This is a genomic window from Paenibacillus silvestris, assembly GCF_009882985.1.
Taxonomy (GTDB): Bacteria; Bacillota; Bacilli; order Paenibacillales; family NBRC-103111; genus Paenibacillus_E; species Paenibacillus_E silvestris.
In genome coordinates this window covers 156,816-170,270 of record NZ_WTUZ01000004.1, presented here as the reverse complement: position 1 = coordinate 170,270, position 13,455 = coordinate 156,816, and the positions used below count along the sequence as shown (strand labels likewise).

The 13,455-nt window shown below is 46.3% G+C and carries 12 protein-coding genes; 11 read left to right on the top strand and 1 reads right to left on the bottom strand.

The genetic code is table 11. The features are described 5' to 3' along the window. The first annotated feature begins 83 nt into the window (after positions 1 to 83). From nikC to GQF01_RS01760, 10 genes are all read left to right on the top strand, one after another. Complete coding sequence (gene nikC / locus GQF01_RS01805; RefSeq protein WP_161405169.1) at positions 84 to 983, top strand: nickel transporter permease; 900 nt, start codon at positions 84 to 86, stop codon at positions 981 to 983. 63 nt (positions 984 to 1,046) lie between these two features. Continuing rightward, entirely contained in the window at positions 1,047 to 1,967 is a 921-nt protein-coding gene (locus tag GQF01_RS01800) for an ABC transporter permease (protein WP_161405167.1), read from the top strand. Positions 1,968 to 1,981: 14 nt separating this feature from the next. Then, positions 1,982 to 3,013, top strand: a complete 1,032-nt coding sequence (locus GQF01_RS01795; protein WP_161405165.1) for an ABC transporter ATP-binding protein — start codon at positions 1,982 to 1,984, stop codon at positions 3,011 to 3,013. Then, positions 3,010 to 4,017, top strand: coding sequence for an ABC transporter ATP-binding protein (locus GQF01_RS01790; RefSeq protein ID WP_161405163.1), 1,008 nt, complete (start codon positions 3,010 to 3,012; stop codon positions 4,015 to 4,017). The genes GQF01_RS01795 and GQF01_RS01790 overlap by 4 nt, the downstream gene beginning before the upstream one ends. Positions 4,018 to 4,095: 78 nt before the next feature. Continuing rightward, the gene (locus GQF01_RS01785; RefSeq protein ID WP_161405161.1) at positions 4,096 to 4,863 is read left to right on the top strand and encodes a sensor histidine kinase; all 768 of its coding nucleotides are present in this window, start codon (positions 4,096 to 4,098) and stop codon (positions 4,861 to 4,863) included. Next, positions 4,863 to 5,561, top strand: coding sequence for a response regulator transcription factor (locus GQF01_RS01780; RefSeq protein WP_161405159.1), 699 nt, complete (start codon positions 4,863 to 4,865; stop codon positions 5,559 to 5,561). The genes GQF01_RS01785 and GQF01_RS01780 overlap by 1 nt, the downstream gene beginning before the upstream one ends. Positions 5,562 to 5,563: 2 nt before the next feature. Further along, positions 5,564 to 6,877, top strand: a complete 1,314-nt coding sequence (locus GQF01_RS01775; RefSeq protein WP_161405157.1) for a sodium:solute symporter family transporter — start codon at positions 5,564 to 5,566, stop codon at positions 6,875 to 6,877. Positions 6,878 to 6,892: 15 nt separating this feature from the next. Then, positions 6,893 to 7,780 carry a DMT family transporter gene (locus GQF01_RS01770; protein ID WP_161405155.1) on the top strand — a complete coding sequence of 296 codons (888 nt, stop codon included), beginning with the start codon at positions 6,893 to 6,895 and terminating at the stop codon, positions 7,778 to 7,780. 123 nt (positions 7,781 to 7,903) lie between these two features. Beyond that, entirely contained in the window at positions 7,904 to 8,983 is a 1,080-nt protein-coding gene (locus GQF01_RS01765; RefSeq protein ID WP_161405153.1) for a stalk domain-containing protein, read from the top strand. Positions 8,984 to 9,165: 182 nt separating this feature from the next. After that, positions 9,166 to 10,605, top strand: a complete 1,440-nt coding sequence (locus GQF01_RS01760; protein ID WP_202555976.1) for an ABC transporter substrate-binding protein — start codon at positions 9,166 to 9,168, stop codon at positions 10,603 to 10,605. Between the two features lie 317 nt (positions 10,606 to 10,922). Here GQF01_RS01760 and GQF01_RS01755 read toward each other — a convergent pair whose 3' ends face one another. Next, a complete protein-coding gene (locus tag GQF01_RS01755; protein WP_161405151.1) occupies positions 10,923 to 12,389 on the bottom strand; it encodes a sulfatase family protein in 1,467 nt (488 codons plus the stop codon). A 227-nt stretch (positions 12,390 to 12,616) separates the two neighbouring features. On the opposite strand from GQF01_RS01755, the gene GQF01_RS01750 reads away from it, so the two are divergent. Continuing rightward, positions 12,617 to 13,414, top strand: a complete 798-nt coding sequence (locus GQF01_RS01750) for an AraC family transcriptional regulator (RefSeq protein ID WP_161405149.1) — start codon at positions 12,617 to 12,619, stop codon at positions 13,412 to 13,414. Positions 13,415 to 13,455 lie beyond the last annotated feature (41 nt).

Below are 13,455 nucleotides of genomic sequence, written 5' to 3'. Positions count from 1 at the left end.
AAGGTATCTTTACGAGTTGCCCAAAGCTTATTTACTTCGCCCTGTTTTCTGATAACTTTAATTAAACAAAGGAGGACTGCTAGATGAATGTTGAATATGCTGAACAAAAGCAAGCGCTACCAATACAAGCTCTCTCCGCTCGTCCAGGCAAATGGAGAACATTTTATTTAAAGCTTCGGAAAAATAAGTTAGCGATGTTGGGTGGGTACGTGATTCTTTTCTACTTCCTTGTCGCAATCTTCGCTCCGCTCTTGGCACCCTACGATCCGTATCATATTGATTTAGTGAACAAACTGAAACCTCCCTCAGCCGCACATTGGATGGGGACGGACGATAAGGGTCGCGATATGCTAAGCCGATTGATTGTCGGGACACGCCTCTCACTCTCTGTGGGGTTTGTAGCCGTATTTATTGGAGCGTTCTTCGGAATTGTTCTTGGGCTGTTTGCCGGCTATTACGGGAAATGGGTGGATACGATCATCATGCGTATCGTCGATGTTTTGCTGGCTTTTCCGGGCATTTTGCTCGCACTCGCTATCGTTAGTGCCTTAGGGCCTAGTTTAATCAACGTGATGATTGCCATTGGTGTATTTTCCATTCCGATGTTCGCCCGAATCGTTCGCGGTTCGACCTTATCGGTTAAAAAGCTGGAATACATCGACGCTATTCGCTCATTGGGAGCCAGCGATCTGCGGATCATCTTCGTGCACATTTTCCCGAACATCCTGTCTCCGATTATCGTTCAAGCTACACTAAGGCTCGCAACGGCCATCCTTTCGGCTGCAGGTTTGTCCTTCCTAGGACTTGGCGCACAACCGCCCTTGCCTGAGTGGGGCGCTATGCTGAGCAATGGTCGCGATTTTCTATTCACAGTACCCTATCTGGCTTTATTTCCGGGACTTGCCATCTCTACATTAGTCATCGGTTTTAACGTATTTGGAGACGGGCTCAGAGATGCATTGGATCCAAGAATGAAACAGTAAGCTTTCCTAATCTTATGCTTACGAAGACAGTTTTCCTAAAGGAAAACGCTAAGGGGGATATCCATGATCGTATACATCATTCGCCGGCTGCTCCAGATGATCCCGGTACTGCTCGGCGTTATTCTAGTCGTATTCTTGATTATGCAGCTCGTACCTGGCGATCCTGCCGTTCTGCTCGCAGGTGAAGGTGCTTCAGCTGAGACCGTTGAACGCATTCGTCATCAACTGGGGCTGGATCAGCCATTATTTGTTCAATATTTCCAGTACGTCATTGACGTGGTACAAGGAGATTTCGGGACCTCACTACGTTCCAATCTGCCTGTTTTCAAAGAAATCATGATTCGCTTGCCTATCACCATTGAACTTGCTGTGGCCAGTATTTTCATCACCATTGTTTTCGGTATGCTTGCCGGTATCATATCCGCCACGAAGCAATATACGGCATCAGATATCACCATCATGATCGTCGCTCTGCTCGGTGTATCCTTGCCCAGCTTCTGCCTCGGGCTCTCGCTTATTTACTTTTTCTCTGTAAAAATGCACATCTTTCCTGTCGCAGGCTGGGGAACATGGAAACATGTTGTACTCCCGGCTATCACGTTAGGTGCTTCAGGTGCTGCCATTGTCGCCCGGATGACGCGCTCCACGATGCTGGATGTCATTCGTCAGGATTATATTCGAACAGCCAAAGCTAAAGGATTGAAATTACGCGTTATTATCTATAAGCACGCCCTTAAGAATGCTTTAATTCCTGTCATTACCGTGGTAGGTCTACAGTTCGGCGTACTGCTTGGTGGTACGGTATTAGTAGAGTCTGTCTTTGCCATTAACGGACTTGGACGGCTGATTGTAGATGCCATTCGCATGCGTGACTTGCCAATGGTTCAGGGCGGCGTGCTAGTCGCCTCCATTATCTTCGTCATGGTTAACCTTGCGGTTGACGTATTGTACCGTAACTTCAACAAACGGATCGAGCTCGATTAAGAGGAGGGAACGAGATGCTTAAACAACAAGATAAGGTTCTGGAAGTAAGCAATCTTCAGACACACTTCTTTACCGATGAAGGCGTAAGCAGAGCGGTTGACGGCATTGACTTTACGCTCCACAAAGGGGAAACGCTTGGGCTTGTAGGCGAATCGGGCTGTGGGAAAAGTATTACATCCCTTTCCATCCTTAGGCTGATCGCAAGTCCCCCCGGACGAATCCTTAACGGAGAAATTCTGTTCAAAGGACAAGACTTATTGAAAAAAACAGATAAGGAAATGGGTGCCATCCGAGGCAACGAAATTTCGATGATTTTCCAGGAACCCATGACTTCTTTAAATCCCGTGTACTCGGTTGGGGAACAGATAGCAGAAGTATTCCGGCATCACCAGAAGCTGGGGAAGAAGGAAGCCTGGGAGAAAGCCGTCGACATGCTGCGGCTTGTCGGTATTCCCTCCCCGGAGAAACGCGCCAAGCAAGAGCCTTATGAGCTGAGCGGTGGCATGCGGCAGCGAGTGATGATTGCGATGGCGATGGCTTGCAACCCGGAGATTCTTATTGCCGACGAGCCAACAACAGCTCTTGATGTCACGATTCAAGCACAAATTCTCGATTTGATGAAGCTGCTGCAGAAGCAAATGGGCATGAGCATCATTATGATCACCCATGATCTAGGCGTCGTTTCGGAAACATGCGATCGTGTCGCTGTCATGTATGCCGGCAGGATTGTGGAATATACCGATGCTGGTGAGTTATTCGCCAATCCGAAACATCCCTACACCATCGGATTACTTAACTCTCTGCCTCGTGCGGACCAAGACCAAGAAGAACTTCAGGCGATCAAAGGAAGTGTCCCAAGTCCCTACAACATGCCTGCGGGATGCCGCTTTGCTCCCCGTTGTCCACATGCCAGAGAATTATGTCAGACAACGATGCCAGAGCTAACCGACGTCGGAAACGGCAGCCAAGTTCGCTGCTGGATGTATACACCTGAGTGGGACGCACAGCTTGATTCGCATAGGAAAGTGGGGAATTCCATCTCATGACAATACCTGTGGAACGTGACATAGAGAAAAATATTTTAGTTGAAATCAATCGTTTGAAACAATACTTTCCGATCAAAGGCGGCATCTTAGGGCGAACCGTGAATCATGTTAAAGCGGTAGACGACATCAGCTTTAACATCTATGAGGGAGAAACGCTCAGCATTGTAGGAGAATCAGGCTGTGGCAAATCAACCACGGGGCGAGCCCTCTTGCGTCTGGATGAACCAACCGGAGGCGATATCCATTTCCAGGATCAGGATGTCCTCGGCCTGAATAAGCGTGAGCTCAGAAAGCTCCGCAAGGATATGCAGGTCATCTTCCAAGATCCTTTTGCATCGCTGAATCCACGGCAAACCGTCCGCCAAATTCTCGGCGAAGCATTGGCCATTCAAGCGGTCATTCCGAAGGACAAACGGACAGAGCGTATTAAGGAACTGCTCGATAATGTCGGACTACGGACCGATCATATCGATCGTTACCCGCATGAATTCAGCGGTGGTCAACGCCAACGTATCGGCATCGCACGTGCACTAGCTGTGCAGCCGAAGCTAATCATCTGCGATGAGGCCGTTTCCGCACTGGATGTGTCGATTCAAGCACAGGTGCTGAACCTGCTGAAGAAGCTGCAGAAGCAGTATAAGCTGACTTATCTTTTCATCTCTCACGATCTAGGCGTGGTACGCCACATCTCTGATCGCGTGATGGTTATGTATCTGGGTAAAATCGTAGAAATCGCAGACAAGAGATCGCTGTTCGATAACCCGCAGCATCCTTATACCAAAGCACTCCTTTCTGCCATACCTGTCCCTAATCAGAAGGAAAAGAAGGAGCGCATCCTGTTGACCGGCGATGTTCCCTCTCCTATTAATCCGCCTCAAGGATGTCGCTTTCATACACGCTGCCCGTTTGTTGTCGAAGCGTGCAAATCACAGGAGCCGGCGCTGCGCTACACCAGTGAAGGTCATCAAGTCGCCTGCCACTTGGTTGCTTCAGGTAATTATTGACTTCATTCGCTTTATAATGACGAATAATTTACACTGGTAGAGATACCATATATGAAAACCGTAGGCAGAAGGGATCTCATGCTTAGCTTTGAGGGTTTTACTTTACTCATTTTATTGTTTATTCTAGCTCCAATTATTGGAGCTATTACTTTATTATTTTTGTTCGTCTTTGAGAAACGCATTGATCTCCTGGAAAACAAAACGAAGAAGATTGAACTGGAGAAAGAGCTCCAGCAATCGCTCTATAACCAATTAAATCAGCAAATTCAGCCCCATTTTTTATTCAATTCGTTGAATGTGATTCTAACCCTGGCGCGATTGGAACGTACGGAAGAGTTGGTCAGAGCCCTAGAGGTTTTCTCCCAATTCCTTAAGTTCAAATATAAAACTACGGAACCCGTGATTCCTCTTCGGGAGGAGATTCGTTACACAGAGTACTACATTGAGATTCAAAAGCTGCGTTTCGGTACTCGCCTTACGGTCGCACTAACGTGTGATGAAAACATCCATGGGGCTTATATCCCGCCTTTTGTTCTGCAAACCATCGTTGAGAATGCGTTTAAGCACGGGTTGGAACGAAAGGTTGGACCCGTTAATCTGGACATCCGTTTCTTCCTCGAACATGAGATGGCGACCCTCACCGTCTTCGATAATGGCACAATGGAACAAGTGGAAGCCCCTATCGAGGAGAAGAGCGGACATGGCCTGGACAACATTCGGCGACGTCTGCACCTCTACTTCAACGATCAAGCTAGCTTGCAGATCCAGTCGATCCCAGAGACAGGCACGAAGGTGCAAGTCAAATGGCCTTTCATCCTAGAACCTAACTTAAAAGAGGTGCCCTAATGAATGTATTACTCGTGGATGACGAGCCTCTTGAGCTGGAACAGCTTGAGTATCTGATTCATCCGCTTTTCCCTTTTTGGAACTTGTACAAAGCATCCGATAGCTGCCAGGCTGCCGCCGTTAGCCAAAAGGTGAAAATTCATCTGGCTTTTCTTGATATCAATTTACCAGGCAAATCAGGGCTGGAGCTTGGCGAAGAACTGCGTCAGCATAATCAGGATATGGAACTCATTATCGTCACCGCCTACCAAAACTTCCATTATGCCAAACAGTCCATCCGACTTGGTGTGGTAGATTACATGACGAAACCCGTCATTCAAAGCGAATTAGTGGATATTCTGAGCAAATACCGCAATAAAATGCCGCAATCCAAGTACTCCCATGTGATTCATGACGCGCTTACCATCATCCATGAAAAATATGCAGACAAGCTCGCGCTTGCTGACCTTGCCGCAGAGGTTCACATTAACCCAACCTATTTAAGTCGACGCTTTCATGATGAGGTTGGGGTGTCATTCTCCGAATACTTGATGCAGTACCGTATACAGATTTCCAAAAAGTATCTCATTGCCCATCCTGATTGGAGCATTTCTACCGTATCAGAGAAAAGCGGCTTCAACAGCCAACATTACTTCTGTACCATTTTCCGCAAAAGCACCAACCAAACACCGAAAGAATTTCGCGAGAAGGAGAAATAATCTTGCTTTACCAATCATTTCGTGAATATGCACAGGGAGCAGCCAAGATTGGCATTGGCCTCGGAGTCATAGCAATCTTAGCCAGATGGGTCACTGGAATTACCATCTTTGCTTCTCCTGAAGCGCTCGTCAAATATGGCATCTTTGGTGGAATTGGTTATGCGCTCATGGGAGCTATCGCGCTCATGGCGTTTGGCTGGCTTGGGAAAAGGGTGCGCAGAGAGTACGGCGATGGCCTCACCATTGGGGATTTCTTTCAATTTAAGCTGCACGGCCTCGGCTATTGGATGATGATTGCTATCCTGCTTATCACCAGCATTGAAGGCTTATTTATGCAGGGCATGGCTGCTGGCGTGCTGGCCAACATTCTGTTCAGTGTCCCGATTTCGATCGGAATGCTGTGTTTCTTCCTGCTTTGCGTCATCTATGTCGGCTTTGGTGGAATGGTCCTTATTCAACGCTTAGCTTTCGTTCAAGTCATCCTGATGTTTGCCGCTGCTATCCTCATCCCTCTTTATTTCTTCCTTGCCAAAGGGGTTGAAAACGTCTATCAAGGAATTCGGCTGTACCATCCTTATTTGCTTGTGCTGAACAATCATGAAGGTTTGTTTTTTATGTGCACAGGCCTATTGATTGGCTTCGGGCAAATTTTCGTTGACCAAGCCACTTGGCAGCGTCTGTACATGATCGAAGGCAAAAAAATCGTGCCCACCTTCCTGCTTTCCGGGCTCATCTGGGCAACCGTTCCGCTCGCTTTTTCTTCGCTAATTATGGTCGTCATATTTACAGGCAGTTTCAATAACATTTATTCGCTCTTGTTTGATCTTATCCGTAAGATTGATACGATCTTCCTCTTGGTTTTGTTCGGTCTCTGTTCATTCGGTGCTGTTACCTCCGCTTTTGGAGCAGGACTGCACTCGATGATCAGTCTCATTGCGGGCAATGTGTATCCGCTTTTGAAGCCTGGTGCCAGTGAGAAACAGAAGATACGCATGGGATACATGCTAGCTGTGGTGATCGGCGTTCTGTCATTTGCGCTTACCTATTTCTTCACACCCACACTTCTGGATTTACTCTTTTTCTTTGGTATTATCTACGCGGCACTCATTGTCCCTCTTCTGTTCATTGTTTTCAGCAAAGGCAAGGTGGACAATTTCATTCCTCTCTGCGCATTAATTGGACTGGTCGCGGGCTATTCAAGTCGATACACATTAGGAAACTTAGATGCCGTCTGGGTTAGTATGATGGTGTCTAGCCTGCTCGTGATTGTGTATTGGTGCGGCAAATTTATGAAGAAACACCTGGTAAATCATTGAGAGGAATTCACTTACATGCTCCGTTCCTATCTGTTGTTAATCTTTTGCGTTACCGTTTGGGGGAGCAATTTCGTTTTTGGAAACATGCTGGTCAAAGAGTTCTCCCCCTTATTTATTGCCATGGCTCGCTTGTTGTTCATCTCCTTGTTTCTACTTGTCTATACATGGATTCGGCACCGCTTCATTCCCATTAACAAACAGGAGTGGAAGCTGCTTATTCTGCTTGGCATCATTGGCGTGTTTATTAACCAGTGGTCATTTTACCAAGGCTTACAAACCGCGGACCCAACTACCTCGGCGCTTATTCTCGCGTTAACCCCCATTACGACAGCCCTTTTAGCCGCCATATTTTTAAAAGAAGCTTTAACGGTAAGCATGCTAGTTGGCTCACTCTTGGCAATCTCGGGCGTGTTTCTGGTTGTTTTCAATGGTACACGGCTTGAATTTCATATGGGCCACCTTTGGATTTTCATCACGATGATTACGTTTGCGATCTCCATTGTATTAGTCCGCCTACTGGCTCGCAGGCTGCCCCCTATCATTACCACGCTTTATTCGACCTTGGTCGGGTTCGGCACGATGGTACCGGTCGTACTCGCTGGTGGGACAGGCTGGAACATCAGTCATGAAGCATGGGCATGGATCTTGTTAGTTATCACCGCTATTCTGATGCACGGCATCGTTACCCTCGTATGGAACAGTCAATTGCAAAAGGTTGGCGCAGCGAAGGCAGCCATGTTCTCGAACCTAGAACCCTTCGTTGCGATGATTGTAGGCTATGTGGTCCTTGGCCAGCTCGTTACTTCGCAGATGATGTTTGGTTCCCTGATCATCGTAGGCGGCGTTACTTTAGCATCCTTGACTCTTTCCAAAAGAAAGTCTCAGAGGGTACTTTCCCAGTGAGCGAGTGCATGGCTAAACAAACAAATTTTCGGACAACTGCAACCTTTTCGAACCCACTTCCGTTTGATGAAATGTCGACATAATCAATACTAGATTTTTAAAAACCGGAAGGAGCTTTATCATATGAAAAAGAAATTAACAGTACTATTAACTTTGGCTGGAATCCTTGGCACAACGGCCGCTGTCGGAGCGGAAGATTTGGTAGAAAAGGTAACAGGTTACTTGCAGAAGGATGTAAAAATTGTTGTTAACGGACAAGACAGCGCGCTTACGCCTGTTTACATTGATGGAAAAGCCTATCTCCCCGTGCGCGATGCTGCAACTCAGCTTGGATATACGGTAAAATATGATGAAGCTAACAAAGAAATCGAGCTTGATGAAGCCGCTGACCTGATTCGTGCATCTGGTGTAGTTGTAAGCGTGCAAGCTAAAGAAGACGGTAGTGCTCGCATCGAACTACTCGGAAGCACATGGGTCATTTTAAATGTTGACAAAACCACTGCTATTAAGGGCTTAGACGGTAAAACGTTAACTGTAGCTGATCTGAAAGCCGGTACTCAAATCGATGCTGAATTCGGACCCGCTATGGCCATGAGCTACCCAGGTCAAGCACAAGCAGTAAACATTAACGTATACGCAGACCGTTTGGTCAAAGAAGATACAATCAAAGAAGTGAAACATACAGATGACGGCTGGCAAGTTCAATTAGATGGCTTGGTACTGAACGCAGGGAAAGAAACTCGCGTCATGACGTCCCAAGGAGAATCCCTGACATGGGAAGATCTGAAGGCCGGCACGAAAGTCAAAGCTTACTACGGACCAATGGAGACGAAAAGCCTTCCTCCTCAAAGCCCCGTATACTTGCTTGTTGTTCAGGCTCAATCACCGATAACAGGCACTCCGAAAATGTCCCCAGAGGCAGCTCAGGAGTACCGCAACCTGGCATGGGCGCAAGTAAAAGAGCAAGTGTCCCATATTACAACGAAACAAGACGAAGCAGCTGTTCAAATCGTTTCTTCTAAAGAAGCTGGCGTGCTCGCTTCCACAGACGAGCAGAAGAAATTGCTTGCAGACGTTCAAGCTGCGAACGGTAACTTCGTGACAGTTACTTACAACACAGATCAAGACCAGCTTCTTGGACCGTTGACAGCTGTGTTCGATTTCAACACGAAAGCTTTCGTTGGTTTCAACGCTAGAAGATAACTAATTATAAAAAAGCCATGGCATTCTAATGAATGCTGTGGCTTTTTTGTGTTCCAAGGTTTTACCACAAACAACTCTTCAACTCTACTAAATTTGTCATTATTTGTATTTTAATACCTATATGTGTATGATAGTGAGAGATTTATAACAATATTTGGTAGAAACAAAGTGGAGGGAATCGAATGAAACGTTGGATGTGCGCACTCGCTGCAATTGTAGTAACCGCCTCGCTAACAGGATGTAATTTTTCTGCGAAGACTAGCGGTACATCAAGAGAAGAAGGATCGCTTAAGAAGCTGGGGAAAGATGAGAAGGCAACGATTAAAGTGATGTATTATGACAAGATTTCCTTTTACCAGCAGTACGGCAATCTTTTCATGGCCAAGAATCCGAATATTGATGTAGAAGTCATCTCCAATCAGGGAATTTATGGTCCCAATAAAGATCCTCAGGAAGCGCTTGAGACTCTCATCGATGAAGAGCAGCCGGATGTTATCCTTGTGAACGGTACCGACCAGCTTGAAAAGTTTGTACAAAAAGGACGCCTTTATGCCCTGGATGATGTCATTAAGCAGGATAAATTCGATGTGGAGCAAATCCTCCCAGCTACACTGGATACGATCAGGCTGAAAGGTGAGGGCAAGTTGTATGGACTTTCACCGGACTTCTACAGTCAGGCTCTTTACTATAACAAGGATCTATTCGAGCAGTATGGCATAGAGCTTCCGAAAAACAAAATGAGCTGGGAAGATGTCATGAATCTCGCCAAACGATTCCCAACGGATGGTCAAGGAGATCAACGTATTTATGGATTTTCCGCTAACTCTTACATGCGTGAAGGAATCCCTTATCAGTTTATGAGCAGTATAGGCACGACTATGGGCCTAAATTTCATCAATCCCGATCAGATGAAGGTTACGGTCCAGACAGACGCCTGGATGAAGGCACTTCAGCTTACTGTCGACTCCGTAAAATCCGGTGCGTTGTATGTGCCAAAAAAACAAAACACTGACTCTAACACACCAAACATGTACGAGGACTATCTCAAACAAAACTTGTTCGCTATGGGCAAAGTTGCGATGACGATTGATGGCAACTATATGATGCAAAATCTGCAAGAGGTTAAAGACCGTATGAAAGATGTAAAGCCTATCAATTGGGATATCGTAACGGTTCCTGTAGATCCCCAAAACCCGGACTTTTCTGCCACTGTTTCTGTATCCAATGTATTCAGTATTAATGCCCAATCGCCTAATACGAGGGCAGCCTGGGAATTTATTAAGTATATAAATAGTGATGAATTCGCTAGAGTCATGTCTAAGTCTACGAACAGCCTGATGACCCGAACCGCTTACGCGAAAGAGCGGGACGGCCATAATCTAGAACCATTTTATCTCCTGAAACCAAATCCAGATAATATCTATAAAGGCTACGAGAAAATTCCAGGCGGCTTCTACCAGCCATTCAGTATGCTTACCGAACAAGAAATCCAGGCTGTTATTGATGGGAAGAAATCAGCTGAAGAGGCACTTAAGACGATTCAGGATAAAGGGCAAGAGCAATTGCTGCAAGCCAAACAAGCGGACGATGCATTGAAGGAGTCTCAGTCTAAGACGAAATAGTGGGAATAATCCCCTTTATTTTCAAAGAGTCTCCGCCAATAAAATCTAATAACTGGAAAAAATCCCTTTAATTCAAGCGCCGCTTGCCGGTTAAATGAAATAACTGGAATAAATCCCGTTAATTCTCACCATCATCCTTGTTTCCAAGCTCAATCGCCCGCATTAACAGGAGAAATTCCATCTATTTACCTCTGGAGCTGTATTATTGGGCGAATTAGCGGTAGTAATTCCAGTTCATCTAAAGAAGCGCCGCCAAACGCACAAAGGGCTGTCCCTCGGTTATTCAATGACCTTAAGGACAGCCTCTTCGTGATCCTTCAGCCTAGGAACTCCCCCGGATGCCGCCGCTTAAGCTCAGGAATCGCATACGCTCTCCCCGTCTGTTCCAACCAGCTGACGTAGCTCGGCAGATGACCCTTAGCGTGATAAGGTCCCCCTTCCTTCATAACCGTCCATAGAGGATCGGTATCAAACGCCATCGAATTCATCATGTCATCATGCCATTCATTTAGGTAATACACCGCATCTTTGCATAGACTCCGCTCCGCCTGTGCTAGATTGTGCTGCTCATACGGATCTTCCTTCAGATTGAAGAGCATCTCCTTATCGAACAAATGATAGCCGTCATGATAGGTCCGCACATATAAATAATCGCCGAAGCGGACGCTGCGCTGACATACATGCGCACACTGCGATACCACCAGATAATCCCGGCCACAGGTGTCACCTGTCTGCAGGGCCGCAGCATAGCTGGTGCCGTCCCAAGATGGAGCCGGTGACTTGCCCAACAGCTCGGCTATTGTCGGTAAAAGATCCAGATGATAGTGCAGGCCTTCATCCAAATGGTTCTTCCTCATGCCCGGCCAACGGATAATCATCGGAATTCGGCAGGTGCCTTGATCCGCGGTTCCGTGTTCGCCGTAGATTCCGAGCTCACCCATATTTTCGCCATGGTCGGCCGTAATGATTACGACGAGGTCTTCCATTACCCCCTGACGCTCCAGCTCACTGAATAACATGCCGATATGATCGTCCATATGGCGGATACCGCAGTCGTAACCGTCAATGACACGGCGCAATCCTTCACGGTCCGTGAAATCTCCAGGGTGCCGCGGGAACTTCGGATTCGTTTTATTATCAAACATGCTGATCTCACGGGCACTATGTGGACCCACCTTACGTGTTGTGTGTTCCTCCAGCACCTCATCGGTTATCCACTCAGGCAGCGGGTCATTCGCAAATGGATTGCCGAACGCCTCCGGTGCGCGGTACGGGGTATGAGGATCCCAATAGTTCACATATAGGAACCAATCATCCTGCTTCGCATTTTGCTGCATCCAATTCAAAACGACCGGAGTGACCTCCTCCGCAGATTCGATGCCACCCTTGCCGGTGTTATGAATCTCGTTAAAGCCAGCATAGAATGTCCAAGCCGAGTGTCTTTCGCCGAAAGGACTGATGAGCGCTGTTTTCATGCCGGCGGAACGAAATAATGCGGGGAAACATTCGCTCGTTAAACGGCTGCGGAACTGCCGCTCCTCTCCTTCATGACGAACATCAGCGGCTGTACCGCCATGTCCGACAACTCCGTTATGGATGCCAAAACGTCCTGTCATGAGCGCTGTCCGCGAAGGAAAGCAAGGAGCATCCGACGTATAGTAATTCGAAAATCTGACTCCTTTCTCAGCGATTTTATCGATGTTTGGCGATGTATTTCGCTGATAGCCGTAGCACCCCAAATGATCGGGTCTGGTGGAGTCCAAATCAAGCAACAATATTCTCATCTCTTGACTCTCCTTCTAGTAACATTCAAGATCGCACATTGAAAACGCTCTCCTTAATGTGAATAGTACTAAAAGCAATAATGAACAGTCCATGCATATTATATGGATCATGTGTACGATTCTCTTCTATTTTTTTCATATAAAGCTTATTAATCTAAGGATTATTGAATATTACTATGTATACTGCTAATGTTTAGTTATACTGCCTGAAAGGAACTTTCCTACCTATGCTGTCCCTTCGTTCCGTACACTTTGATAATCGCATTCCGAACTGGCGTACGAATCTGATGTTGTTAAATCATAATGTACTCGTATTAATCATCGACGGTAAAGTTAAATACACGATCAACGATCGTACAGTGGTTGGGGAAAAAGGAGAATTGCTGTTCATACCGGTTAACTCCTTGCGAGCGGGTGAAAATTATGATGGTGAGCATCAAAAATTCACGGTCTTGTTCAATCATGATGAAGAGGATTCGGAAGAACTTCCTATCTTCAGACAAAGTCAATTCTGCAAGTGTAAAATCCGTAATTTTGAGTATTTCAAGCACCGGTTCGAAAAGCTTTATCTCGAAGTCGTCGGTGACGGCAAATTCACTCGCTATTTTGTCAACGGAATTTTGCAAGAGTTAGTCGGAATGGCCGCACGTGAATTTGAACTTGTGGAGGTAACTCCTGTTAAACTGAAGCTTGCAAATGAACTGCAAAAATATTTGGTCGCTCACTACAGACAGCCCATACATATCGATGAACTTGCCGCCCTTATACACCGCTCGTCCAACTATACAATATCCATGTTTCGCGAAGTTATGGGCATCTCCCCTATTCAATACATTCACCTGCTGCGTATGAAGGAAGCTTGCAATTTATTGACAAATTCTGACCTTTCGGTAACCGAGATCTCTAATTATTTGGGTTATTACGATCATTCGTATTTCTTTCGCATTTTCAAAAAGTATACTTCCATGTCTCCGACGGAATATAAGCATTCGGGATCGTCCCCGCCATCGCTGCAGTTATTTTAACAAAAAAGGTCTCTGGCCTGCGTGATAGTGTTAAGATAATA

Bases quoted from the DNA above. Each gene is read 5' to 3' on its own strand.
- nikC (WP_161405169.1), top strand. From the start codon at position 84: ATGAATGTTGAATATGCTGAACAAAAGCAAGCGCTACCAATACAAGCT.
- GQF01_RS01800 (WP_161405167.1), top strand. From the start codon at position 1,047: ATGATCGTATACATCATTCGCCGGCTGCTCCAGATGATCCCGGTACTG.
- GQF01_RS01795 (WP_161405165.1), top strand. From the start codon at position 1,982: ATGCTTAAACAACAAGATAAGGTTCTGGAAGTAAGCAATCTTCAGACA.
- GQF01_RS01790 (WP_161405163.1), top strand. From the start codon at position 3,010: ATGACAATACCTGTGGAACGTGACATAGAGAAAAATATTTTAGTTGAA.
- GQF01_RS01785 (WP_161405161.1), top strand. From the start codon at position 4,096: ATGCTTAGCTTTGAGGGTTTTACTTTACTCATTTTATTGTTTATTCTA.
- GQF01_RS01780 (WP_161405159.1), top strand. From the start codon at position 4,863: ATGAATGTATTACTCGTGGATGACGAGCCTCTTGAGCTGGAACAGCTT.
- GQF01_RS01770 (WP_161405155.1), top strand. From the start codon at position 6,893: ATGCTCCGTTCCTATCTGTTGTTAATCTTTTGCGTTACCGTTTGGGGG.
- GQF01_RS01765 (WP_161405153.1), top strand. From the start codon at position 7,904: ATGAAAAAGAAATTAACAGTACTATTAACTTTGGCTGGAATCCTTGGC.
- GQF01_RS01760 (WP_202555976.1), top strand. From the start codon at position 9,166: ATGAAACGTTGGATGTGCGCACTCGCTGCAATTGTAGTAACCGCCTCG.
- GQF01_RS01755 (WP_161405151.1), bottom strand. From the start codon at position 12,389: ATGAGAATATTGTTGCTTGATTTGGACTCCACCAGACCCGATCATTTG.
- GQF01_RS01750 (WP_161405149.1), top strand. From the start codon at position 12,617: ATGCTGTCCCTTCGTTCCGTACACTTTGATAATCGCATTCCGAACTGG.